General features: G+C 45.4%; 26 protein-coding genes and 1 pseudogene. 16 read left to right on the top strand and 11 right to left on the bottom strand.

What is annotated here, in order from left to right; genetic code table 11:
• The first annotated feature begins 4 nt into the window (after positions 1–4).
• The 5 genes from recX (at position 5) to ICV90_RS09025 (ending at position 4,225) form a co-directional block, all read left to right on the top strand.
• Positions 5–526 carry a recombination regulator RecX gene (recX, locus tag ICV90_RS09045; protein ID WP_215358613.1) on the top strand — a complete coding sequence of 174 codons (522 nt, stop codon included), beginning with the start codon at positions 5–7 and terminating at the stop codon, positions 524–526.
• Positions 527–714: 188 nt separating this feature from the next.
• A complete protein-coding gene (gene sucC / locus ICV90_RS09040; protein WP_011903667.1) occupies positions 715–1,884 on the top strand; it encodes an ADP-forming succinate--CoA ligase subunit beta in 1,170 nt (389 codons plus the stop codon).
• Positions 1,885–1,899: 15 nt separating this feature from the next.
• Entirely contained in the window at positions 1,900–2,793 is an 894-nt protein-coding gene (gene sucD, locus ICV90_RS09035) for a succinate--CoA ligase subunit alpha (protein WP_072582760.1), read from the top strand.
• A gap of 90 nt (positions 2,794–2,883) precedes the next feature.
• The gene (locus tag ICV90_RS09030) at positions 2,884–3,585 is read left to right on the top strand and encodes a TerC family protein (RefSeq protein ID WP_215321007.1); all 702 of its coding nucleotides are present in this window, start codon (positions 2,884–2,886) and stop codon (positions 3,583–3,585) included.
• 127 nt (positions 3,586–3,712) lie between these two features.
• Complete coding sequence (locus ICV90_RS09025) at positions 3,713–4,225, top strand: pilin (protein ID WP_215358612.1); 513 nt, start codon at positions 3,713–3,715, stop codon at positions 4,223–4,225.
• Between the two features lie 55 nt (positions 4,226–4,280).
• Here the strand turns inward: ICV90_RS09025 and ICV90_RS09020 are convergent.
• Both ICV90_RS09020 and ICV90_RS09015 read right to left on the bottom strand, forming a co-directional pair.
• Positions 4,281–4,409, bottom strand: a pseudogene (locus ICV90_RS09020) (cyclic pyranopterin monophosphate synthase MoaC); the annotation flags it as partial.
• A gap of 263 nt (positions 4,410–4,672) precedes the next feature.
• Positions 4,673–4,918 (bottom strand): helix-turn-helix domain-containing protein, encoded by a 246-nt coding sequence (locus tag ICV90_RS09015; protein ID WP_215358611.1) that lies wholly within the window; start codon positions 4,916–4,918, stop codon positions 4,673–4,675.
• Positions 4,919–5,021: 103 nt separating this feature from the next.
• Between ICV90_RS09015 and ICV90_RS09010 the strand changes: the two genes are divergently transcribed.
• From ICV90_RS09010 to ICV90_RS08995, 4 genes are all read left to right on the top strand, one after another.
• Positions 5,022–5,414: a hypothetical protein gene (locus ICV90_RS09010; RefSeq protein ID WP_215358610.1), complete on the top strand. Its 393-nt coding sequence runs from the start codon at positions 5,022–5,024 to the stop codon at positions 5,412–5,414.
• 60 nt (positions 5,415–5,474) lie between these two features.
• Positions 5,475–5,852 (top strand): hypothetical protein, encoded by a 378-nt coding sequence (locus tag ICV90_RS09005; RefSeq protein WP_215358609.1) that lies wholly within the window; start codon positions 5,475–5,477, stop codon positions 5,850–5,852.
• Between the two features lie 46 nt (positions 5,853–5,898).
• Positions 5,899–6,558: a hypothetical protein gene (locus tag ICV90_RS09000; RefSeq protein WP_215358608.1), complete on the top strand. Its 660-nt coding sequence runs from the start codon at positions 5,899–5,901 to the stop codon at positions 6,556–6,558.
• A 410-nt stretch (positions 6,559–6,968) separates the two neighbouring features.
• Complete coding sequence (locus ICV90_RS08995; RefSeq protein WP_215358607.1) at positions 6,969–7,475, top strand: hypothetical protein; 507 nt, start codon at positions 6,969–6,971, stop codon at positions 7,473–7,475.
• Positions 7,476–7,877: 402 nt separating this feature from the next.
• On the opposite strand, the gene ICV90_RS08990 is transcribed toward ICV90_RS08995, so the two are convergent.
• The 4 genes from ICV90_RS08990 to moaC all read right to left on the bottom strand — a co-directional run bounded on the left by ICV90_RS08990 (position 7,878) and on the right by moaC (position 11,231).
• The gene (locus ICV90_RS08990; protein ID WP_215358606.1) at positions 7,878–9,266 is read right to left on the bottom strand and encodes an AAA family ATPase; all 1,389 of its coding nucleotides are present in this window, start codon (positions 9,264–9,266) and stop codon (positions 7,878–7,880) included.
• On the bottom strand, positions 9,256–9,471 hold the full coding sequence (locus ICV90_RS08985; protein WP_215358605.1) for a hypothetical protein: 216 nt from the start codon (positions 9,469–9,471) through the stop codon (positions 9,256–9,258). Before ICV90_RS08985 ends, ICV90_RS08990 begins: the two co-directional genes overlap by 11 nt.
• A gap of 220 nt (positions 9,472–9,691) precedes the next feature.
• Entirely contained in the window at positions 9,692–10,675 is a 984-nt protein-coding gene (locus ICV90_RS08980) for a site-specific integrase (protein WP_215358604.1), read from the bottom strand.
• Positions 10,676–10,751: 76 nt separating this feature from the next.
• Positions 10,752–11,231: a cyclic pyranopterin monophosphate synthase MoaC gene (gene moaC / locus ICV90_RS08975; protein WP_215358603.1), complete on the bottom strand. Its 480-nt coding sequence runs from the start codon at positions 11,229–11,231 to the stop codon at positions 10,752–10,754.
• Positions 11,232–11,254: 23 nt separating this feature from the next.
• On the opposite strand from moaC, the gene ICV90_RS08970 reads away from it, so the two are divergent.
• The gene (locus ICV90_RS08970) at positions 11,255–12,955 is read left to right on the top strand and encodes a M48 family metalloprotease (RefSeq protein WP_215358602.1); all 1,701 of its coding nucleotides are present in this window, start codon (positions 11,255–11,257) and stop codon (positions 12,953–12,955) included.
• Here ICV90_RS08970 and ICV90_RS08965 read toward each other — a convergent pair.
• The 5 genes from ICV90_RS08965 to ICV90_RS08945 are packed head-to-tail and all read right to left on the bottom strand — an operon-like array spanning position 12,952 to position 16,252.
• Positions 12,952–13,572, bottom strand: coding sequence for a DUF2946 family protein (locus ICV90_RS08965; RefSeq protein ID WP_215358601.1), 621 nt, complete (start codon positions 13,570–13,572; stop codon positions 12,952–12,954). The genes ICV90_RS08970 and ICV90_RS08965 overlap by 4 nt on opposite strands.
• Positions 13,573–13,577: 5 nt before the next feature.
• The gene (locus ICV90_RS08960) at positions 13,578–14,012 is read right to left on the bottom strand and encodes a nuclear transport factor 2 family protein (protein ID WP_215358600.1); all 435 of its coding nucleotides are present in this window, start codon (positions 14,010–14,012) and stop codon (positions 13,578–13,580) included.
• Between the two features lie 17 nt (positions 14,013–14,029).
• Complete coding sequence (gene waaF / locus ICV90_RS08955; RefSeq protein ID WP_215358599.1) at positions 14,030–15,070, bottom strand: lipopolysaccharide heptosyltransferase II; 1,041 nt, start codon at positions 15,068–15,070, stop codon at positions 14,030–14,032.
• A 46-nt stretch (positions 15,071–15,116) separates the two neighbouring features.
• Positions 15,117–15,305 carry a zinc-finger domain-containing protein gene (locus ICV90_RS08950; RefSeq protein WP_072582777.1) on the bottom strand — a complete coding sequence of 63 codons (189 nt, stop codon included), beginning with the start codon at positions 15,303–15,305 and terminating at the stop codon, positions 15,117–15,119.
• Between the two features lie 23 nt (positions 15,306–15,328).
• On the bottom strand, positions 15,329–16,252 hold the full coding sequence (locus ICV90_RS08945) for a branched-chain amino acid transaminase (protein WP_072582778.1): 924 nt from the start codon (positions 16,250–16,252) through the stop codon (positions 15,329–15,331).
• A 209-nt stretch (positions 16,253–16,461) separates the two neighbouring features.
• On the opposite strand from ICV90_RS08945, the gene ICV90_RS08940 reads away from it, so the two are divergent.
• The 6 genes from ICV90_RS08940 to ICV90_RS08915 all read left to right on the top strand — a co-directional run bounded on the left by ICV90_RS08940 (position 16,462) and on the right by ICV90_RS08915 (position 22,883).
• Complete coding sequence (locus tag ICV90_RS08940) at positions 16,462–17,673, top strand: phosphoglycerate kinase (RefSeq protein WP_215358598.1); 1,212 nt, start codon at positions 16,462–16,464, stop codon at positions 17,671–17,673.
• Positions 17,674–17,675: 2 nt separating this feature from the next.
• A complete protein-coding gene (gene pyk, locus ICV90_RS08935) occupies positions 17,676–19,112 on the top strand; it encodes a pyruvate kinase (RefSeq protein ID WP_215358597.1) in 1,437 nt (478 codons plus the stop codon).
• 66 nt (positions 19,113–19,178) lie between these two features.
• Positions 19,179–20,243 (top strand): class II fructose-bisphosphate aldolase, encoded by a 1,065-nt coding sequence (gene fba / locus ICV90_RS08930; RefSeq protein WP_215358596.1) that lies wholly within the window; start codon positions 19,179–19,181, stop codon positions 20,241–20,243.
• Positions 20,244–20,250: 7 nt separating this feature from the next.
• Positions 20,251–21,150, top strand: coding sequence for a phosphoribosylaminoimidazolesuccinocarboxamide synthase (locus tag ICV90_RS08925; RefSeq protein WP_215358595.1), 900 nt, complete (start codon positions 20,251–20,253; stop codon positions 21,148–21,150).
• A 49-nt stretch (positions 21,151–21,199) separates the two neighbouring features.
• Complete coding sequence (gene purE, locus ICV90_RS08920; RefSeq protein ID WP_215358594.1) at positions 21,200–21,694, top strand: 5-(carboxyamino)imidazole ribonucleotide mutase; 495 nt, start codon at positions 21,200–21,202, stop codon at positions 21,692–21,694.
• A 4-nt stretch (positions 21,695–21,698) separates the two neighbouring features.
• Entirely contained in the window at positions 21,699–22,883 is a 1,185-nt protein-coding gene (locus ICV90_RS08915; protein ID WP_215358593.1) for a 5-(carboxyamino)imidazole ribonucleotide synthase, read from the top strand.
• Position 22,884: the final 1 nt, after the last annotated feature.

The following is a 22,884-nucleotide window of genomic DNA, read 5'->3' as shown; positions in this document are numbered from 1 at the left end:
TTCGATGCAAGAGTTAAGCGGTAATCAGAAGGTCAAACAAAGCCCGAGTCTCAAAGCTCGGGCTTTGCGCCTTTTGTCGCAGCGAGAATACAGTCGCAAAGGCTTAGCCGCAAAGTTGGCAGAATCAGAAGCAAGATGGGGGAAGTTAGGCGGTGAGCAGGCTGAACAAACGTCTGAATCCAGGAGCTCTCAGATTGAAGCCGTTTTGGATGACTTTGAGGCAAGAGGTTGGTTATCTGATGAGCGTTTTGCTGAAGCGCTGGTTCGCCGTCGTAGCGAGCGCTACGGGATGAGAAAGATTGCTGATGAACTCGATAGGGCTGGAGTAGACGCCAAAAAGTCAGCCGCACTCCTTGGGGTCTTAAAAGAGACCGAGTTTCAGCGTGCCTTTGATCTCTGGACCAGAAAATACGGCGTACGCGCTCAGGACCAAAAGGAGCGAGCTAGACAGTATCGCTTCTTGGCATCGAAGGGTTTTGGCTCAGAAGTGGTGGCGAAAGTGATTGGCGGTCAAAGCCCGGATTAGGGCAATTACGGATCCGCAGAGGCTATTTGCGGCATTGCAGCATGCTAGACTTATGGAGTCGGTCAAGCCGTTCGCATTTATTCAAATTTGGCTAATTTAGCTATTTCTAGAGTAAGTATGGGAGCAAGGCAACATCGGTTTAACTAATCCTCATCGCTTGCTAAAAAAGATACCGTTTCGGAGTAATTATGAAAATTCACGAGTACCAAGGCAAAGAACTTCTTCGCCAATTTAATGTGCCAGTTCCTAACGGCATTCCTGCATTCAGTGTTGATGAGGCGGTGAAAGCTGCTGAAAAACTCGGCGGCCCAGTATGGGTTGTAAAAGCACAGATTCATGCTGGTGGTCGCGGTAAAGGCGGCGGTGTGAAGTTGGCAAGAAGCATGGATGAAGTAAAAAAATACGCTTCTGAAATTTTGGGCATGCAGCTCAAGACACATCAAACTGGACCAGAAGGTCAAAAAGTAAATCGCCTCCTGATTGAAGATGGCGCTGACATTAAGAAAGAGTACTACTTCAGTATCGTTACAGACCGCGGAACGCAGAAGAATGTGATCATGGCTTCAAGCGAAGGCGGAATGGATATTGAGGAAGTGGCTGAATCTCACCCAGAAAAAATTATTAAAGTATTTGTTGATCCAATGGTTGGTTTGACAGATGCGGATTGCGACATCGTTGCTAAAGGTATTGGCGTTCCTGAAGCGTCCATCCCAATGGCTCGTGATGTATTTAAAAACTTGTACAAGACTTACTGGGATACCGATGCTTCATTGGTTGAAATCAACCCATTGATTCTTGAAGGTAACGGCAAGATCAAGGCTTTGGACGCGAAGTTCAACTTTGATCCAAACGCATTGTTCCGTCATCCAGAAATCGTGGCGTACCGCGATATCGATGAAGAAGATGCTGCTGAAATCGAAGCCTCTAAATTTGACCTCGCTTACATCTCATTGGATGGCAATATCGGTTGTTTGGTGAACGGTGCAGGCTTGGCGATGGCTACTATGGACACCATTAAGTTGTTCGGTGGCGAGCCAGCGAACTTCTTGGACGTTGGTGGTGGTGCTACAGCAGAAAAAGTAACTGAAGCATTCAAGATCATGTTGAAGAACAAGAGTGTTGAGGCGATTTTGGTAAACATCTTCGGCGGCATTATGCGTTGCGACGTGATTGCTGATGGTGTTGTTACTGCATGTAAGGCAGTCAACCTGACAGTACCTTTGGTTGTGCGCATGAAGGGTACAAACGAAGAGCTAGGCAAGAAGATTCTTGCGGACTCTGGTTTGCCAATTATTAGCGCCGATTCAATGGCTGAAGCTGCTACCAAGGTAGTTGCTGCTGTTGCCAAAAACAAATAATTCAGGAATTTCAATATGTCTATTTTGATTAATAAAAACACCAAAGTCATTACACAAGGTATTACTGGTAAGACCGGTCAGTTCCATACTGAAAAATGTCAGGAATACGCAAACGGCAAAAACTGTTTTGTTGCTGGTGTAAATCCTAAAAAAGCGGGCGAGTCTATTTTCAATATTCCTATTTATGGGACCGTGAAAGAAGCTGCTCAGCAAACTGGTGCAACGACTTCTGTTATCTATGTTCCGCCTCCTGGCGCTGCTGCTGCGATTTGGGAAGCTGTTGAAGCTGACCTCGACTTTGTGATCTGTATTACCGAAGGCATTCCAGTGCGCGACATGCTTGAAGTGCGTAATAAGATGCATGCTAAAGAAGCTGCTGGCGGCAAGAAGACTTTATTGCTTGGCCCTAACTGCCCAGGCATCATCACTCCAGATGAACTGAAGATCGGCATCATGCCTGGCCATATTCATAAGAAAGGCCGTATTGGTGTTGTTAGCCGTTCCGGTACATTGACTTATGAAGCAGTTGGTCAGTTGACAGCTATTGGCTTAGGTCAGTCCACAGCGGTTGGTATTGGTGGCGACCCAATCAATGGCCTGAAGCATATCGACATCATGAGAATGTTCAATGAAGATCCAGAAACAGATGCAGTGATCATGATTGGTGAAATCGGCGGTCCAGACGAAGCAGAGGCTGCGCGCTGGTGCAAAGACAATATGAAGAAGCCAGTAGTTGGCTTTATTGCCGGCGTTACAGCGCCTCCAGGCAAGCGTATGGGTCACGCAGGTGCCTTGATTTCTGGTGGTGCCGATACTGCAGATGCCAAGCTTGCTGTAATGGAAGAGTGTGGCTTCAAAGTAACGAAGAACCCTTCAGAAATGGCTGCTTTACTAAAGGCAATGTTGTAATTAGCAATAAGAAAAAGGATGCTGATAAAACAGCATCCTTTTTTGTGGTGTCAGTAGTTAAAACATAAAAATAACGCAGGGAGACGACTCATGGATTTTTCAGTATTTTCAGGTCCGGCATTTTGGGCTGCACTTTTATCAATCATTGTTGCCAACATCTTGTTATCCGGTGATAACGCAGTAGTGATTGCATTAGCATCACGCAATCTGCCAGCAAATCAACAAAAGAAAGCAATCTTTTGGGGTAGTGCGGCAGCCATTATTTTGCGTGTGATTTTGACAATTACTGCGGTACAACTCCTTAGCCTTCCTTATCTAAAAATCGTTGGCGCTATTTTGCTGGTCTACATTGGCGTGCAATTATTAGCCGACAGTGATGATGAAGCAGAAATGGATGGCCACTCCAATATCTGGGGTGCGATACGCACAATATTGGTAGCGGACTTAGTGATGAGTTTGGATAACGTTATTGCTGTAGCTGCCGCTGCTCAAAAGGGTCCTGAAGAAACTCGTTTAGCCCTTTTAATCATTGGTCTTGGTCTTTCTATTCCGTTGATCATCTTTGGTAGCACCATGCTTCTTAAAGTAATGGATCGCTTCCCAGTCATCATTACTTTGGGTGCTGGTTTATTGGGCTTATTGGCTGGCGGTATGTTGGTGGAAGACCCGGCAATCAAAGATTCTATTCAAGGCGCGATGGAAGATGCCCATATGATTTTTGAGGGCATTGGCGTCGCTATTGTGATTTTGCTAGGCACCTATTTGAAGAAAAAGAATCGCGCTAAAGCATAAGCTTCTTCAGCCTTCTTCTGAATCAGAAAAGCCAGCAATAAAAGCTGGCTTTTTTTACAGCTGAATATCTTGAGGAATAAAAGCCTAGACTGGATGATGGGGCATTTGACCTCGGGAGCTAGAAAATATGCAGATTCAAGATATTCAAAAACTAGAAAACAAGGAAGAAGTTGGATTTACCTTGATTGAGGTGATGGTGGTTGTGGCCATCATTGGCATTTTGGTTGCGGTAGCCGTTCCTCAGTATCAAGACTACATTGCTCGAAGCAGGGTTGTAGAAGGTATGAATTTATCCTCAAGCGCTAAGCTCGCGGTGACAGAGGCTTTTGCAAGTCGTGGCACTGTTCCCATGGATGATGCAACGAATGGTGCTTTTACTTTTACGCCAACACGCAGCGTTAAGTTAATTGAGATCACACCCTCGGGTGCGATTGCGATTGACTATCAAGTCAGTGTTGCGCCTGAAGGTAAAAATACACTTCATTTAGTGCCAACTAACGAGCCTGATGCAAATTCGCCTAAGCCTATTGATTTGTCTAAGCCAGAGGGCGCAACTTGGGCGGGTGGTTGGTCATGTAGGTCTACTGAAACGAACTTAATTTCTCAGTTACTACCTTCGGAATGCAGAATCGGTAAATAAGGAACTAATTAAAAAGCCGCTTTAGAAGCGGCTTTTGATTGTTGAATTGGAGAATTCAGGCGGCATTCCATTCCCCGCTTTTGCCGCCACTTTTCTCGAGTAGTTTGACATCCCCCATCACCATGCCACGGTCTACGGCTTTGCACATGTCATAAATTGTGAGGAGGGCAACTTGGACTGCGGTGGAAAACCCAGCAAAAACAACGAACTAAGAAAATTAAAACTTAAAGAACCAAACTCTGTGTGGTTAAATAAATAAACAAGTGGGCCAAAATTGGGCCACAGAAAAGAATATCACAGGCGGTTTTGCTTCTTCATATTGGAAGATTGGACCCCCACCCACCCCGTACCCACCTAAGTACAGGTAAGCCTTCTAGTTTAGGTAGATCAGAGTTTTGTAACCACATCACAAAATCTATCGGGTGGTGTCAAGCATTTGACTCTAGGCTATAGGCCTGCTGCTACCAGCAATTCCGATGTCTTAATTTTGAGGGTTTTGGCAATTTTGCTTAGATTCATGATGGCTACGTTATGCTCGCCTCTCTCGATACCACCCATATAACTACGGTCAATACCAATTTCGTTGGCTAATGCCTCTTGGGATAGTCCGCTCCCCTGCCTAAATACCCTGATGGCCTTGCCTAGGGCAATAAGTTGCTTTGATCCACTATAGCTTGGGGAAGGTTTTGCCATAGACAGGATATTTGTCTATTGACGGATTTAAAACCACGGGAGATGATACCCATAATTTTGTTAAAAATGCGCCTTTAAAAGGCTGCTTCATTAAACATAATAAATGGGTAATGTATTTAAAAAATTAATAATGAAAAAATTTATACCAAATATAGCTGTTGTAGTTGGGGTGGGGTTGATTTTTATATTAGATCCTTCGTTGGAAAGCGATAAGCCTAATTATTGGAATTTTCTGACTAGTACCATGGTTTTAAATGTAGGCTTAGTTTTTTTTGGCCTTACGAGTGGATATTTTGTGCGTAGCTACATGCATATTTTTATTTGCGCTAGCTTTCTATTATTAATATATAGCGCATTGTTTTTCTTTGAAAGCGAAGGCGGAATAATTAGTCAATATTTTTTGGCAGTCTATACAGTTTTTTTAGGATCTTCAGCATTAGGAAATTTTTTAAGAAATTTCAGGGACTGGCTATTGCCTTCAAATGAGTTAATTTAAATTCCAATACTAGGAATTTTTGCTCATAAAGATTAGATTAAATTAAGTAAGGGAAAATATATGTTTGGGCTGTTTAAGAAGGATATTAGCTGGAAGGATATGGAGTTTGCATTTATGGTCGGTTGCGCAAGTCTTTTACAACGTGGAATGGGCTTGTCAAATCCTAATGCCACTGAAAACCATGTAATTAATCTAATTGGCAAAGCTGGAGCAAAATTATCAGATGAGCAAAAACATACGCTTTCATTTGCATCAACTCAAATGATGATGGTTAGTAATGATCACCCCCTAGGAAAAATGCTCCTAAAATTTAGACCTTCGGATTCAGTTATTAATTCAGAATTTGCGCCTGAAATATCAAAAGAGTTTCAAGAGAGGTCTATAAGATTTGAGGCTAATCCTTTTGCCGCAAAGATAAATAACTTATATGGACGCTGAAAACCTTGTACTAAATTTCCAGCCTTTGATGTAGAAGGGTTTCAAGATGAAGAGAAAGTTTTATCACCTCGTAATACTTATTTTTTTATTTTGTATTTTCTCTGGTGCCCATGCTGGCATTTTTGGGCCATCTAATTACGAAGAATGTGTCCTGTCTAAGCTAAAGGGTACCGAAGGAGAGGCTGCAACATATGCTATTCAGCAAGCCTGTTATATGAAATTTCCCGATCAGAGTGAAGCTAAAACCTCAAAAAATGAAAATCAGATAAAAAAAGATCTACGCACTAGGTGTGGAATAAGTGCAGAACAGGATAAATCTGGAAATCTGTTTTTAGCTGGCCAGACAAGACCAAGGGTTACTGCCTTAATAGGAAATTTTAAGAACATAAAAATGGAATATGGAGCAGCGCCAAAAATAAGTTTTCAAAATAATAGCGCTGGCGGGATATCAGGGGTTATGGTTGGTATGGGAATTAAGGGAAAGTGGTGCTCAGCTAATACGGCTGACTATGATGCCGTATTTTATTGTGCCGAATATTTTGCTGGTGGGGGGATACCCCCTAGTGGCTATGGCAGCATTCCTTGTCAAAATGAAATAAATAAATTCCGCGAAAAATCCTATTGTGTAATTGGAGTCCGCCCAAGATTCGATGCCTTAATAGAGGGGCTATCTAGCGGAATGAGTCGCTTAGGTTTGTGTGATTAAATTGTGACTAGAATTTCTTCATTCAAACTTTACGAGTGTCCCAAATGTGATCAGGGGCATATCGAGCCTATATATAGCTCTATTGATTTTCGAAACCTCCCTCCAAAAAATAAAATGCTTACTGATTTGGTGGTCTGTCAGAGGTGTGCCGCTCAAATGCTGTTAAGCGAATTTAACTATCTTGGAGTTAAAGAAAAGCCCAAGAGAAATTACACCACTTGGGAGTCTATGGTTCGCAGGATAAAGGGCATTAAATTTGAGCCTAGTCCTGTTGATTTATACCCATTTTTAAATAGAAAACCCCTCGATTTTGTGTCGGAGATGGAAGGGTTTCAGAGGTTAGGCGTAAGGCCCGAGCAATTTCCAGCTTGGTTTAAAGAATTGGTGGCGATGAGAAAGCTATAAACCCCATGAAAAACAGCTTATTACTCTTTCTTTTGGCTGCGCTATTTCTCTCCAATGCGGATGCTAGAAGACTTGATAGAAGAACCGAGGAGCAAAAAGCAGCAGACAGAGAAGACTATATTAAGAATAAAGTTGAGCTCCAAATTGATAGCAAATGTCAGCCAATTGGAATGGTGCTTCAGTTGAGAATGAAGACTTTTAGCGGAGATGAGATGCGAGAGTTTTGGCGAGGGCAAATGTATGCAGTAGGAAGAGACTACGAGCGGTTTTTAGCGCAAGAGCGTGTTTTGAGAATTAATGATGAGGCTGATAGGAAAATTTTGGCAATTGAGTCTCAGAGAGATGCAGCCATTCTGTCGCAATATGGAGTAAAGCAGAAAGCTAGTCCCGAGCTTGATAGAGCGATGCAAAATGCTGACGCCACAATTTCAAGGGTGCAGTCACAGATGTCGCAAAGAAAATATGAGTGGTATCTGCGATGTAGTCGATATGCTGAAGAGCGTAGTAGATGATTCAGTGTTACTAATATGCGTTAGAGGCGCTTTAATTCTTATTTGGAAGATTAATGCCAAGACTGGCGGCGATCTGATTTAGCTCCGCAAACTTCTTTTTTCTCTCGATTTTCGCCTCTTTAGTATCTAGCCCGTATTTATAGTTTGGATGCTCTATGCCTTTGAGCACATTTTTGGATCTATGAGCGCCATGCATTCTGCAGCTAATACAACCGTGAGCGGCTAGATTTTTACAAGGTAACCCGGTGCGCTTACTTTTGCATTGGCATTTTTTGGCGCCATATTTTGTGATTGCTGGTAGTGGCATAAATTTGACAGTATCTGGGATGGGGTTATGGGGTATACCGATCAGCTTTTAATTTGCTAAGCGGTATACCTATGTAAATCGGTAACATCGGTAACTCAGTTATCCCAATCTATTGATGCTAATAAGCTACTTGAGTTACTGGTGTTACCAGAGTTACCGATCTTCTCGTTATTACTAGAGTTACCACTTATTAATGTATAAGTACCACCAGAGTTTTGTATCTGTCCAGCAACTACCATCGAGCTTAATAGTTTGCGAACGGTTGGTTGCTTTTTCCCAAGGAAATCAGCTATCTCTTTAGGTTTTAGGCCTGCTGGGTGGAGTCGAAGGGCGTCGGTAATTTCCTTTCTTTCAGCGCTAATAAATATCTGTGTCGCCTCCCCAAGAATCTTCCATTCGCCATTTTCTTGACGGCTGATAGCCAGTTCATCATCATTGGGTATGTCTCTACCAATTAGGCTTAACTTGTACTGTTTGTCTGACCTAATTCCGTCTATAACAAGCGCTCCATCTACGGCTCCAGATAGGCCAAGAGACCCGCTAATCTGTTCCAGCGCATCTGAATCGGATTTGCCCTTTCTATTATGGGTGACCACTAAGATGCAACACCGATATTTATTTGCCAATGTGGTTAATGGCGCTACTGCAGAATAGTCGCCTTCGTATAAGTTTGAGTTTCTGCCCATTGGTGGGCGAACTTTAGCTAGAGTGTCGATTACAACAAGCCTTGGTGACTCTGAGGAAATTAATTTTTCTAGCGCTTCTATACCGCCATCATTTAGCTTTGGCCATTCGGTATGAAGAATCAGGTTGTCTGTTGCATATCCCTGAGGGCGCATGATTTTCAATCTACTTTGTAGCCTTCTTTGATTGTCCTCAAGCGCTAGGTAGATTGCCTTTCCTGCGGCGACTTCCCGATCAAGTGTTTTGCTCCCATAAGCAACAGCTAGGCAGCATTGAAGTGCAAGCCAAGACTTCCCAACCTTAGGCCTTGCTGAAAGTAGATAGCAACCCTCTGGGAGTATGTCCTTAACAATCCACACCAATGGGGGAAAGGTTTTATTTGCTAGATCTTTGGCGCTTATGCCCCCAGAATTTCTATTTATGACCGTTGGTCTGGATGAGCCAATTTGTTTACCGCTATGTTTTTTGGCTAAATGTTTCACCGTCCCAAACGTAATGCCCGACCTACCTTCGTATTTGCGCTTTATCCAGTCGTTCCATTGACTCTCAAGCTCACTGCGGCTGTAATTAGTTGGGGGTGAATTACCAAAATCATACTTTTCATGCAAGCACCCTTGTGACCAGTCAAAAAATGCCGATTGAGCGGATTCTCCTAGGTGGTCAATGCAACCAAAGCCTACTTGCATCCATTCGCTTCTGGAGCACCCAGGATCTATTTCGCTTAAGACTTTGTAAATATTTGCATTGGGATTATCGGTGTCCCACACCAAGTGGGAGAGCAGGGTATTTTCAGCGATCATTATCGTCACCTTGCTCAAATCCTGCATCGATTGGGTATTTTTTATAAATTGCCTCTTCTACTACCTCAAGGAAATTAATAGCAGATTCAAGAGGGTTTGGCGAATGACGCATTCCCCAAGTTTGTGCTTCAAGCGATATGACAGCCTGATAGACGAGCTCAATTCGTTTTTGATTTTTGATTACAGGTGATATTAATTTTTCCATGACAGCTCCTAGTTGATTGGAGCTGCCGGGATTTACCAACAAACTCCAATCCGGGTTAATGAATTGGTACTGCGTTTGTCGGCTGTGAATCGCTTGGCGATATAAAACCCGTCTACTAATTCTGGCAGTTCATGGACTTTAGGAGGTCAGGCTGAATTAGTGAGCATATGTATTTTAAAAGCAAAAATAAAAGTTTGCCCAAATTCTGTTTATTGTTGTTTTAACCCAACTTTTCTGCAAGTAACTTAGGATTTGGGTGGTAGTACCTTTTAAGCATGGCCAAGCTCTTATGTCCCGAAACTGCGGATAGTTCAATTAGGTTGGGCAGCTTTTCAGCAAGTCTGGTGATAGCCATGTGTCTTAAATCGTGGAAGCGTATATCTTTAACCCCAGCTTGTTTTCTGGCTCGGTTAAATGCCTGTGACACTACTACATGGGTAACTGGAAAAACTCTTCCATCGAGGTTACGTGGCATTTCGGTAAGTATTTGGATTGCATGGGTTGATAAAGGTACAGTTCTGCTTGTGCCGTTCTTAGTTAGCTCAAGGAATATCGTACGCCGCCCAAGGTCAATATGCTCCCAGCGCAGCCCCAGTAATTCACTTCTACGCATTGCTGTTTCAAGCGCTAGTTTTACCAAAGGTAGCATCCATATCGAACGCCGCCCAGTTGGTCTTAATGCTTCAAATAGTGCGTTAGTTTCGGCATTATCAAGTATGCGACTTCTTCCTTGTGGATTTTTAGGTTTAGATACCAGTGCTACCGGGTTGTTTATGTTGATGCCCCATTCTTTGCGGGCATGTGTAATGATGGATGAAAAATAAGATAGCTCTCTGATGACTGTTGCTGGTGCAATCTCTCGCAGTCGTTCATCCCTGTGTTGAGCTATCTTTTGTGGGGTTAGTGCCACCATATTCAGCTTAGCTATTGGACGCCTTGCCAGTGCCCTTAAACGGATGTAGTCGGCCTCACCCCCACGCATCTTTGGTAATACCTCTGTGATGTAACGATCAATGATTTCGGCAAAGGTTGTACGTTCGGCTAGACCGACGTTTATAAAACTGCCTTTATCAATCTCAACTTCAGTTTGCTTTGCCCAGCGTTCGGCATCGACTTTATTAATAAAAGTTTTTGTGATGCTTTGATTTGCTTTGCGGACTCGTGCCTGCCAATGTCCATTGCTTCTTTTGCGTAGTGTTGCCACGTTTTCTGCTCCTCAGTGGGACAGAATTGGGCCCTAGCTTTTTATTTTTCTTATCTTTTGTTTTACAGGTTAGCGTTTACTTCTCCGCAACCCATTCCCCGCTTTTGCCGCCACTTTTCTCGAGTAGTTTGACATCCCCCATCACCATGCCACGGTCTACGGCTTTGCACATGTCATAAATTGTGAGGAGGGCAACTTGGACTGCAGTGAGCGCTTCCATTTCTACACCGGTTGGTCCGGTGGTTTCTGCTCTGACTTGGCAGGTAATACTGTTTTCACTTGGATTGGTTTGGAACTCTAGGCTAACGTGAGTTAGCGCCAGCGGATGGCATAGAGGAATGAGATCTGATGTTCTTTTGGATGCCTGAATACCTGCAATTCTGGCGATTCCTAAAACATCACCCTTTTTGTGGGTACCAGCCTCTACCATTTTGAAGGTCTCGGGAAGCATGGTGATCTTGCCAGTGGCAACGGCTATACGGTGGGTATTGGGTTTATCGCCAACGTTTACCATGTGGGCTTGCCCGCTGGCATCAAAATGAGTTAGTTTGTTCATGGGATAAGTTTTACCATATAGAGATGCAAGACATAAAGTCAGTTCCAAAAACCTCCTTTTTGCGCCGTGCTTTGGCTGTTCAGCTGATGTTGGGATTGGCTTGCTCTGGGTTTCCTGCATATGCCGCCACCCCTGCTGGCGATGTGTCGGTAGAAGGTAACTCAGCCGCTATTCAGAATATCGGTAGGGCAATGCAGTCACCCGATGCACGTCCCGCTAATGCGCCTACACGCAACACGATGCAAAGTCAGCCTACTATTGTTTTGCCCGATATGGGCGATCCAGGTGGCGATGCCTTAAGTCGAGTGGATGAGCGTAAGTATGGCGAAATGATCATGCGCCAGATTCGTCCGGATCCTGACTATTCAAATGACCTGCCGCTCTACGATTTTTTAAATCAGATGGAACGCCGCTTATTACAAGCCGCCCGAAAACTACAACTCGGTGGCGCTAATGAGCAGGGCAGTGGCGCTTATAACTTCGAAGTATTTGCCGTTAAAGATAGCAGCATTAATGCGTTTGCATTGCCTGGCGGATTTATTGGATTTCATACGGGTTTGATTGTGAGTGCTGAATCAGATTCTGAAGTCGCTTCTGTCATGGGCCACGAAACAGGTCACGTATTGCAGCGCCATTTGGCGCGTCAGATGGATAAACAAACAACCAATACCATGATTGCCATTGCCGGTATGGTGCTTGGCGCATTGGCGATGTCTCGCAACCCCCAGGCCGGAGCTGGTTTGATGCAGGGTGGGCAGGCAGTGGCAGTAAATAATCAACTTTCGTATTCGAGGGATGCAGAGCGCGAGGCTGATCGGGTAGGCTTTCAGATATTGGATGCCAGTGGATATGACGTCAATGGAGCGCCAGGATTTTTCCAGCGCTTGCAAAAAGCCACCGGCATTATGGATAAAGGTGTACCTGCTTACGTGCGTACCCATCCTTTAACAACCGACCGTATTGCAGATATGCAAGATAGGGCGCGCACTGTTGCGTCACGTAATGTACCTACCTCAGTCGAGTTCTATTTCATTAAGGCTCGTGCGCGCATGGAGCAGGCTGGAACATCCAGTGGAATGTATGACTTAAAAAATACCTTTGAGAGTTTGAGTAAACAGCAGCCGATTGGTAAACAGTTAGAGGGTTTTTATGGGCTAGCCTTGATAGCGCAGCGCCAAGGAAAAATAGACCAAGCAGAGGCGGATTTGCAGCAAGCTCGCAATCTAGCTCAGAAGGCAAGTGCACCAGGGTCGCCTATTCAAAGACAGAGCCTATCGCTGGATATCACCGCCTCTGAACTTGCTCTAGCAAAAGGCAAAGGGGAGGAGGCTTTGCAAATCGCCCAAGCTACTTTGCGTGCTTACCCCCAGTCATACGCTGCTGGTGCTGCCATGATTAATGCGGATTTAAAACTGGGCCGCACTAATGATGCGGTTACTTGGTTAAAAGCGCGCACAAGAGCGCAGCCCAACGAAGTGGTGTGGTGGAGCCTGCTATCTAAATCCTATGATCAAGCTGGCAATATTCCTATGCGCCATTACGCACTCGGTGAAAAATATGCCTTAGAGGGTGCTTGGCCTTCGGCAATTGAACAACTCCGTATTGCTAGATCAGCAGGTGGCGCCGATTTTTATCAAGGCTCGAGCATTGATGCCCGCTTACGAGAAATGCAGCGCCAGTATCAAGATGAGCTTAAGGAGCAAGGCAAGCAGATGCCTGGCTAAGGCTGTGGCTGCGCTATATAGTGAAAGCGAGAGGCTAGCTCTTCGGAGTGAATGGGGTCTAAGGGCAGTTGGTTGCCTTGCCAATTCCAGGAGCCGCCAAAGCTGCAAGCCTCTTCGCGTAGCTTGGCTAGCTCAGCAAAATGATCAAGATCGTGATCGTGTAACAGGGCAACTGTTTGGCCATCTTTTTTAACAAATTGATTGCTGTCGTTTTTATTGCTGCCATAAATCGTTTGATTTACTATGCCAACAATATAAATATTGCCTTTCTCGTCGCTTAGAGCGGCAGTGGGCTCCATGATTTGATGGCATTGATTAGTTAGATGCGTTCCGGCGTCACCTGGAATAATTCGTACTATCCAAGGGGTCGCATCTAAGGTAATAAAAACGCGTTGCGGGCCATTCTGGAAAAAGTATCTACCGCTCTCATCGCAAGCATAGTTACGTTCAATGAAATCATTCAGGGCAGCATGTTGAATCACTTGGCCTGGGAGATTATTTTGTTGTGTGAACTCGTCACGCATACGCCACTGGCCACGGCGATCTAAAGCAAGCCAGCCATAGCAATCAGGTACATTGGGCCACTTCATGAGTGACCGAAGCACTTGAACATCCATAATGTTTAGTGCAAGCCGTGCGGTGTAGATGGAGCGTCGAAGGTTTCTTCGGTAGAGTGACTGGCATGCAAATGGGCAATCCGCCAGCCCTGACTATCCTGTAAAAGTACGAGTGTGATATTCAGAAAAAATTCTGCTTCAACTTGATCGGCTCTCAGATGAACTGCTTCAGTAGTGTCGTATACCGCAGCACCTAAAACGGAATGGCTAATACAGGCAATGGGCTCTAGGAATAAAGGTTGCTTGGCGAGCAGTCTCTCTAGGCCCTCACGAATTTCTGCATGACCTGTTAGGCGATGACCTTCTGGCAGAACGCAGGTAATGGAGTCATCATCTAACCAAATATCCAGAGCACCTTGAATATCACGATGACGTAAGGCATCTCGCCATGCTTCGACAACATCGTCCGCACTGTGAAAGAGTCTGGCAAGTTTGGTCATGGCTTACTATTCCTGAGTTATGGCTGCAAGGTATTCAGTGTAGCGAATACTTGTTCCGGCAAGATGTCGTTTAAGCACTTTAAGTGACCCAGTGGACATTCTCTTTTATGGCATGGACTGCAAGGCAGGTTGAGCCAAATTACCTTAGCTTTATCTGATAAAGGTGGGGTATGGGCTGGGTCGCTTGATCCAAAAATGGCAACTTGAGGGGTTCTGAGGGCTGCCGCAATGTGCATTAATCCAGAGTCATTGCTGATAACCGCTTTGCCCATGCCAATCAAGGCAATCGCTTCATCTAGCGAAGTATCTCCACACCAGTTATGAATATGATTATCTTGCTTTGCTTGTGATTGAATTTCTTGGGCAAGTGCGTGGTCGCCTTTGCTACCCAAAAGAATGATCTGACTATGCGGATTGCTGGTAATGAGTTTTTGCGCCAATTGTGCAAAGTGACTTGTGGGCCAGCGTTTGGTTGGGCCGTACTCGGCGCCTGGGCACATGACATAAATATTGGCGGGATCAACATTGGCGCTGACTAATTTAGCCTGTACTGATTGATTAGCTGCAATCGAAACATTTAACTTGGGCGCGAGATTCCTTGCGGTTGATGAAACCTGCTCTTCATTGAGAAGTTGGCTCAATGCAAGATAGTGCTCCACCATAGGCGGACGATTTACCTTGCTTGGATTATCTAGTGATAAGTTGATTAAGCCAAAGCGTAATTCACCACGATAGCCAACCCGAAAAGGAATATTAGCGAGCCAAGGAATGAGTGCTGACTTCAGGCTATTGGGTAATACAAAACAGGCTTGATATTTTTTGGTCGCCAGCTTGGCTGCAAGTTGTTTGCGTAAGCCCCACTGCAATTGTTTGTGCTCGAACTTGGCTTCGATGACTTCATGTACTTCGGAGCATGCACGATAAATTGGAGCAACCCAAGTGCTGGCGAGTACGTCAATGTTTGCTTCTGGATATTGCTTTTTGAGGGATGCTAATAATGGCTGAGTCATCACAGCGTCCCCAATCCAGTTTGGGGCAATGATCAGAATACCGTGCATGTAATGTATCCCGACTCAGCACCTCAAGAAGAGGTGCTGATAAGGCTTAGTGACCGTGCGGCTCAGTGCCGGGAATGAGTTTGTACTCTGTGCCACAGTATGGGCACTTGGCTTCACCGGTCTCGGTGATATCTAGAAAAACACGTGGATGTGAGTTCCATGCAGGAGTTTTGTTGGTGGGGCAATGTAAAGGTAAATCTTTGCCATCCACCATAACCACTTGAGCTTGAGTCATGTGCTGTTTCCTAATTGCTGAAATTATTTAACGTAAGTGAGCCAAGATTTGTATTGGTCATTTCTGCCGTACACCGCATCAAAATACGTCTTCTGAATTTTCTCAGTGATAGGGCCGCGTTTGCCGTCACCAATAGTGCGGTCATCTAATTCACGAATAGGAGTTACCTCAGCAGCAGTGCCAGTGAAGAAGGCCTCATCAGCGGAATAGACTTCGTCGCGAGTCAGACGTTTTTCACGAACTTCATAGCCAAGATCTTTGGCGATCTGGATAACGGAGTCACGTGTGATGCCATCTAAGCAGGATGCCAAGTCTGGTGTGTACACAATCCCGTTGCGAACCATAAAGAGGTTTTCACCGGAACCTTCAGAAACATAACCTTCGGTATCAAGTAGTAAAGCTTCGTCATATCCATTGGCAGTCACTTCTTGGTTAGCCAAAATGGAGTTGATGTAGTAGCCCGATGCCTTGGCACGAACGAGTGAAGAATTGACGAAATGACGTGTAAATGAGGAGGTTTTAACCCGAATACCCTTATTTAGGCCATCTTCGCCCAAATAAGCACCCCATTCCCAAGCGGCAATCGAGGTATGAATGCTGTTACCTTTGGGGGAGATTCCCAGTTTTTGGGAGCCGATAAAGATAATTGGGCGGATATAGCAGGCTTCGAGCTTATTGCTATTGACGACGTCAATAATGCCCTTGGTGATCTCTTCTGGGCTGTAAGGCATGTTCATTTGAAAGATCTTAGTGCCGTTAAAAAGGCGCTTTACGTGCTCTGGGAGGCGGAAAATGGCGGTTCCCTGGGGGGTTTTATAGGCTCGGATGCCCTCGAATACGCCCATTCCGTAGTGGAGACTATGGGTTAAGACGTGAATATTGGCCTCGCGCCAAGGAATTAGCTTCCCATCAGTCCAAATAAAGCCATCGCGGTCGGACATCGACATTTTCTTTACCTTTTGTGTCTATTAAGTATCTATAAAAGCGGTTTAAGCAGAGCGCTAGGCTGGCAGTGTTTGGTCTTCCGGCCCAGAATGCATTTAAGTCCTTATTGTAGAGCAGGCAGGGCAGTCTGTCGGCTCCGATCCTCGGGGGTGGATGGGTCGGAGCCTTTAGAATGGAACATTCCCCATAAACCACTTATTTACCAAAACTCATGCCGGAATCCTTATTTAAAGTTAAGCGTTTAAGTGAATTAGCCCAGTCAGGTCAATTAAAGGGTAAGCGGGTATTTATCCGTGCCGATTTGAATGTCCCTCAAGACGAGGCAGGCAACATTACAGAAGACACTCGTATTCGGGCATCGATGCCTGCTGTACAGATGTGTTTGGATGCTGGGGCAGCAGTGATGGTGACTTCGCATTTAGGTCGTCCAACCGAAGGGGAATTTAAACCTGAAGATAGTTTGGCTCCTGTAGCCGATCGCATTGCTAGTTTGCTGAATCGTAAAGTGCCTTTAATTAGCGACTGGGTGAATGGCGGCTTTGAAGTGAATCCTGGCGAGGTAGTCCTGCTGGAAAATTGCCGATTGAATGTCGGTGAGAAAAAGAATAGCGACGAATTAGCGAAAAAAATTGCTGCATTGTGTGATGTGTATGTCAACGATGCATTTGGTACGGCGCATCGCGCTGAAGCCACTACCTATGGTGTAGCGAAGTTTGCACCAGTAGCGTGTGCCGGTCCTTTGATGGCTGCTGAATTAGATGCGCTGAGTCGTGCTTTAGCAAGTCCAAAACGTCCTCTGGTAGCCATTGTTGCTGGCTCTAAAGTTTCTTCTAAGTTGACGATTCTGAAAGCGCTCTCTGAGAAAGTGGATGAGCTCATCGTTGGTGGCGGCATTGCTAATACTTTCTTGCTGGCCAAAGGATTGCCGATTGGTAAATCCCTTGCTGAGCCTGATTTAGTGGACGAAGCAAGAGAGATTATGGAGATCATGGAAAAGCGTGGCGCTCACGTTCCAATTCCTGAAGACGTAGTGGTTGCCAATGAGCTGTCTCCATTAGCCCGCGCAAACCGAGTACCTGCGGATCAGGTTGCAGAAGACGACATGATCTTGGATATTGGTCCAAAGACTGCTGCACGTTTATCCATCATGCTCGCTCACGCTGGCACGATTGTTTGGAATGGCCCATTAGGCGTATTTGAGATTGATCAATTTGGTGGCGGCACCAAGATGTTGGCCGCAGCCATTGCGCACTCACCTGCATTCTCGATTGCGGGTGGCGGTGATACTTTGGCGGCAATTGCGAAGTACGGTATTGAGAATCAGGTGGATTACATCTCTACTGGCGGCGGCGCCTTCTTAGAATTTTTAGAAGGCAAAACTTTGCCAGCCTTTGCGGTACTTGCTGAAAGAGCGAAAGACTAAATATGTTGAGAGCAACTAAGATCATTGCAACCTTAGGGCCTGCTTCCGAGAAGCCCGAAGTGTTGCGTGACATGATTCGTGCGGGTGTAGATGTAGTACGCATGAACTTCTCTCACGGTACCGTTGCTGACCATAAAGCGCGCCATGATTTAGTGCGCACTATCTCTGCTGAGGTAGGTAAAGAAGTGGGCATCATGGCCGACTTACAGGGACCTAAAATTCGTGTGGGTAAATTTGCTGATAGCAAAATCCTCCTAAAAGAAGGCGACAAATTTACCTTGGACGTAGCTTGTGAGCTCGGTGATCAAACTAAAGTAGGTCTTGATTACAAAGAGTTGCCAGGCGATGTAAAACCAGGCGACCGTCTTTTATTAAATGATGGTTTAGTGGTTCTGACAGTTGATAGTGTTAAGGATGGTGAGATATTTACTATTGTTGAGCAGGGAGGACCACTCTCCAATAACAAAGGTATTAATCGCGCTGGTGGTGGTTTAACTGCTCCTGCGCTGACTGAAAAAGATATTGCTGACTTAGACGCTGCAATCTCAATGGGCGTAGATTTCTTGGCGATCAGCTTTCCAAAAGATGGTGCTGACATGGCCTATGCCCGTCAGTTGGCTGATGCTGCTAGCGCTAAGTATGGTGTTGGTAAAGTCAGAACCATTGCAAAAGTCGAGCGCGCAGAAGCGATTGAGCCTGAAGCCCTTAAAAGCATTATTGCTGAGAGTGACGGCATCATGGTTGCTCGTGGTGATCTCGCCATTGAAGTGGGTAATGCGGCAGTGCCTGCGTTGCAAAAGCGCATGATTGCTTGGGCGCGTGAGGCGGATAAATTTACGATTACGGCTACCCAAATGATGGAGTCGATGATTAATGCCCCAGTACCAACGCGTGCTGAAGTCAGCGACGTGGCCAATGCTGTATTAGATGGCACTGATGCAGTAATGTTGTCCGCTGAGTCTGCTGCTGGCATGTATCCAGTGCAAACCATCAAAGCGATGGCGGAGATTTGTGTTGAAGCAGAAAAGTCAGATCGCGTGAAACTCGACACCGACTTCTTAGATCAAACTTTTACTCGCATCGATCAAACGATTGCCCTGGGAGCCTTGTTTACTGCCCATCATTTAAATGCCGATGCTATCGCAGCTTTAACGGACTCTGGCTCAACAGCCATTTGGATGAGTCGTCATAATATTCACGTCCCGATTTTTGCATTGACCTCCAAGATCGCTACGCAGCGGGCATTAAGCACCTATCGTAATGTCACCCCAATCGGCTTGGACTATACAAAAGATCGTGATACGGCACTGCAAGAGGTTGAGGCATGCTTGAAAAAAGTAGGCGCTGTCAAAACAGGCAATACCGTTGTACTTACCTCTGGCGAACCGATGGGTGAGCCCGGTGGCACCAATACGCTCAAAATTATTCATGTGAAGTAGTTCACATTGAAAAAGATTCAAAACAGATTTATTTTTAACCTCCTTACTATTTATTAAGAGAACACCATGGCTTTAGTATCTTTAAGACAACTCTTGGATCATGCTGCTGAAAACGGTTACGGCCTGCCAGCATTTAACGTGAACAACTTAGAGCAAGTAACGGCGATTATGGAAGCGGCAAATGAGGCTGATTCCCCAGTCATCATGCAAGCTTCAGCGGGCGCACGTAAATATGCTGGTGAAGCATTCTTGCGCCATCTGATTTCTGCGGCGGTTGAGGCTTATCCACATATTCCGGTAGTGATGCACCAAGACCACGGTCAAAGCCCAGCAGTGTGTATGGCTGCAATTAAGAGTGGCTTTACCAGTGTGATGATGGATGGCTCCTTAGAGGCCGATGGTAAAAGTGTTGCTAGCTACGAGTACAACGTAGACGTATCCAAAGAAGTAGTGAAGTTCTCTCACTCTATTGGGGTTACGGTTGAGGCTGAATTAGGTGTATTGGGCTCACTAGAGACCATGCAAGGTGATAAAGAAGATGGTCATGGTGCTGATGGCAAGATGACTCGTGAGCAATTGTTGACTGACGTTGAGCAGGCTGCTGATTTTGTAAAGGCTACTCAGTGCGATGCCTTAGCAATTGCGATCGGTACTAGCCATGGGGCATACAAGTTCACCAAAAAGCCGACGGGCGATATTTTGGCAATCGATCGTATTAAAGAAATTCATGCGCGTATACCTAATACGCATTTGGTAATGCATGGTTCTTCTAGTGTTCCACAAGAGTTGCTTGCTGAGATCCGTGAATTCGGCGGTGATATGAAAGAGACATACGGTGTTCCGGTTGAGGAGATTCAAGAGGGCATCAAGAATGGCGTACGTAAGATCAATATCGATACCGATATCCGTTTGGCAATGACTGGCGCAATCCGTCGTTACTTTATTGAAAATCCATCCAAGTTTGATCCACGCGACTATTTGAAGCCAGCTCGTGAAGCTGCTAAGAAGGTTTGCATTGCACGTTTCCAGGCTTTTGGTTCTGCTGGACAAGCCTCCAAAATTAAGCCGATTCCTTTAGAGAAGATGGCCGAGCTTTATAAGAGCGGCAAATTAACTCAAATTGTGAAGTGAATTAAATATGCCAGCTCTGTACGCTACCTCCATTAAGTCATTGCCTTTATTGTCTAAAGGTAAGGTCCGCGATGTCTATGCATTGGATGACGATAAGTTGCTCATGATTACGACAGACCGCCTCTCCGCATTTGATGTGGTGATGGGCGAGCCTATCCCCGAGAAAGGCGTAGTCCTTAATCAAATGGCTAATTTTTGGTTTGATAAATTGGCTTCTGTTATTCCAAATCATTTGACAGGGATTGATCCGGCTACTGTTGTTGCTGCTGATGAGGTAGCTCAAGTTCAAGGTCGTGCTGTTGTCGCTAAGCGTTTAAAGCCAATCTTGGTTGAAGCGGTAGTGCGTGGCTATTTAGCTGGTAGCGGTTGGAAAGATTACAAAGAAACCGGCAAGGTATGTGGCATTGCTTTACCCGAAGGTTTAGAAAACGCCCAGAAATTGCCTGAGCCGATTTTTACTCCAGCGGCTAAGGCTGAAGTCGGCGAGCATGATGAAAACATCTCATTTGAAAAAGTCATTGAACTCATTGGTGAAAAGTTAGCCAATCAAATCCGTGAAGTGAGTATTCGTTTATACAAAGAGGCTTCTGAATACGCAGCTACTCGCGGAATCATCATTGCTGATACCAAGTTTGAGTTTGGCTTAGATGCCAATGACCAACTGGTGTTGATGGATGAGATCCTGACAGCCGACTCTTCTCGTTTTTGGCCTGCAGAGACCTACTATGTAGGCTCTAACCCACCTTCTTATGACAAACAGTTTGTGCGTGATTGGCTTGAAACCGCTATGGTGGATGGTAAGTTATGGCCTAAAACAGCCCCTGCACCGCAATTGCCAGCAGATGTGATTGAAAAGACTGCCCAAAAGTATCGTGAAGCGCTTACCCGCCTTACTGAGACTTCTTGAGTCAGGGATAATAGAGCCCTTAATGGTTATAAGGCATTTGGAGAGGTAAATGAGTAAGAAGCCAATCGTCGGAATAGTGATGGGATCCAATTCAGATTGGGACACCATGCAGCACGCCGCTCAAATGCTTGAACTATTTGGCATTGCGCACGAGGCAAAAGTACTCTCCGCACACCGCATGCCAGATGATATGTTTCAGTATGCAGAAAAAGCCCAAGCCAATGGCTTGCAGGCAATCATTGCTGGAGCAGGTGGTGCAGCCCATTTACCAGGCATGCTCGCATCAAAAACGATTATTCCTGTTTATGGCGTACCTGTTGCCAGTAAATATTTGCGTGGTGAAGATTCTCTCTTCTCTATTGTGCAGATGCCTAAGGGTATTCCGGTTGCTACGTTTGCGATTGGTGAAGCCGGTGCAGCGAATGCTGCCTTGCATGTGATTGCAGGTTTGGCTTTGCATGATGCTGAATTAGCCAAGCGCTTAGAGGATTTCCGTGCCAAGCAGTCTGATACCGCACGTTCAATGAATTTGCCGGGATATTAATTACATGGCAGATCGTATGGAGCCCATCTTGCCGGGTTCGTATTTAGGAATTTTAGGTGGCGGTCAATTGGGTCGGATGTTTACTCAGGCTGCTCAAGCAATGGGCTACAAGGTTTGCGTGCTCGACCCTGGTTCTGATAGTCCCGCAGGCTCCATTGCCGAAAAATTTATTCAAGCGCAATACACTGACAGCGCTGCTTTAAAAGAGATGGCTGCATTGTGTTCATCAGTGAGCACTGAATTTGAAAATGTTCCAGCACAAGCCTTAGATGAGTTGGAATCCTTGGGTGTATTTGTGGCGCCGCGTAGTAGCTGCGTTTCTCTTGCTCAAAATCGTATTGCTGAGAAAAATTTCTTAGCCACCTGGAAGTCAGAAACCAATATTGGCCCAGCTCCCAACTTTGTAATTGAGCATGAGGCTGATATTGCTCATACTCCAAAGGAGCTCTTCCCTGGCATCTTAAAGACTGCACGCATGGGCTATGACGGCAAAGGTCAGGCCACTGTTTATAGCGCAGAAGAATTGACTACTGCGTGGAATGAGTTCGGGCGCGTACCTTGTGTTTTAGAAAAGCGCATGGAATTGGATTTTGAAGTATCGGCTTTGGTAGTGCGTGGTTATGACGATGCTGTAGTGGCTTATCCAGTAGCCCAAAACATCCATCGCGATGGTATTTTGCATACCTCTACTGTGCCAGCACCCTCATTGAAGCCTGCTCAAGAAAAGAAAATCATTGATGCAGCCAAGGCGCTCATTCGGAAGATCGATTACGTGGGTGTTCTTTGTGTGGAGTTCTTTGTACTGAAGAACGGCGATATCGTCGCTAATGAAATCGCGCCACGTCCACACAACTCTGGGCACTACACCATGGATGCTTGTGTGAGCAGCCAGTTTGAGCAGCAGGTGAGAGCCATGGCTAGACTGCCGTTGGGTGATACTCGTCAGCTAGCGCCCGTATCCATGTTGAACTTATTGGGCGATCTTTGGTTTGAGGGTAGTGAAGACCAACCAAAAGAGCCTGCTTGGAATAAAGTACTCACTCACCCCGATGCAAAGCTGCATCTCTATGGCAAGTCTGCGCCACGTATTGGTAGAAAAATGGGCCACATTAACTGCTTAGGTGAAGCCCTCAATGAAGCGCGCCAAAATTGCGCAGCTGTTGCTACTGAATTAGGGATCGAGCCCTAGA

This window comes from Polynucleobacter sp. JS-JIR-II-b4 (assembly GCF_018687815.1).
Taxonomy (GTDB): domain Bacteria; phylum Pseudomonadota; class Gammaproteobacteria; order Burkholderiales; family Burkholderiaceae; genus Polynucleobacter.
The sequence above is the reverse complement of the archived record's forward strand: the minus strand, read 5'-3'. Positions and strand labels throughout refer to the sequence as shown.